This window comes from Halomonas marinisediminis, assembly GCF_004347715.1.
In the GTDB taxonomy this organism is placed as follows: Bacteria; Pseudomonadota; Gammaproteobacteria; order Pseudomonadales; family Halomonadaceae; genus Halomonas; species Halomonas icarae.
Genome location: NZ_SLTR01000042.1, coordinates 1 through 1,352 on the forward strand (window position 1 = coordinate 1; position 1,352 = coordinate 1,352).

Here is a 1,352-nt window from a genome sequence, read left to right on the forward strand (position 1 = left end):
GGCGAGTTCGTTCCGCCGGTCAAGGGGCAGTACTTCGACAACGTCAGCCCGGTCAACGGCGAGGTGTTCTGCGAGATTCCCCGCTCCGGCGCCGAGGATATCGACAAGGCGCTGGATGCAGCGCATGCCGCGGCACCGGCCTGGGGCAAGACCTCCGCCGCGGAGCGCTCCAACATACTGCTCAGGATCGCCGATCGCATCGAGCAGAATATCGAGATGCTGGCGGTCGCCGAGACCTGGGACAACGGCAAGGCGGTGCGCGAGACCCTGAACGCCGACCTGCCGCTGGCCGTCGATCACTTCCGCTACTTCGCCGGCTGCATTCGTGCCCAGGAGGGCACCGCCGCCGATATCGATGCCAACACCGTGGCCTACCACTTCCATGAGCCGCTGGGCGTGGTGGGGCAGATCATCCCCTGGAACTTCCCGCTGCTGATGGCCGTCTGGAAGCTGGCGCCGGCCCTGGCCGCGGGCAACTGCGTGGTGCTCAAGCCCGCCGAGCAGACGCCCGCCTCGATTCTCAAGCTGATGGAGGTGATCGGCGATCTGCTGCCCCCGGGCGTGGTCAATATCGTCAATGGCTACGGTGCCGAGGCGGGCCAGGCGCTTGCCGGAAGCCCGCGCATCGCCAAGATCGCCTTCACCGGCTCGACCCCGGTAGGCGCGCATATCCTCAAGTGTGCCGCCGAGAACATCATTCCCTCCACCGTGGAGCTGGGGGGCAAGTCGCCGAACATCTATTTCGCCGACATCATGAATGCCGAACCGGCGTTCATCGACAAGGCCGCCGAGGGGCTGGTACTGGCCTTCTTCAACCAGGGTGAGGTGTGCACCTGCCCCTCCCGCGCCTTGATCCAGGAGTCCATGTACGACGCCTTCATGGCCAAGGTGATGGAGAAGGTCGGGCAGATCAAGCGCGGCAACCCGCTGGATACCGATGTCCAGGTGGGGGCCCAGGCCTCCCGGGAGCAGTTCGACAAGATCATGTCCTATATGGATATCGCCCGGGAGGAGGGGGCGGAGGTGCTCACCGGCGGTGACAAGGCGAGCTTCGATCCGGCCTATGACAAGGGCTTCTATATCGAGCCGACGCTGCTCAAGGGCCACAACAAGATGCGCGTCTTCCAGGAGGAGATCTTCGGGCCGGTGGTGGCGGTGACCACCTTCAAGGACGAGGAGGAGGCGCTGGCGATCGCCAACGATACCGAGTTCGGCCTCGGTGCCGGCGTCTGGAGTCGCGACATCAATGTGGCCTTCCGCATGGGGCGTGGCATCCAGGCCGGTCGCGTATGGACCAACTGCTACCACCAGTATCCGGCGCATGCGGCCTTCGGCGGCTACAAGAAGTCCGG

General features: G+C 65.0%; 1 protein-coding gene. It reads left to right on the forward strand.

The features are described from left to right. A partial coding sequence (locus E0702_RS15765) for an aldehyde dehydrogenase family protein (protein ID WP_132045558.1) occupies nucleotides 1-1,352 on the forward strand: 1,352 nt, incomplete at both ends.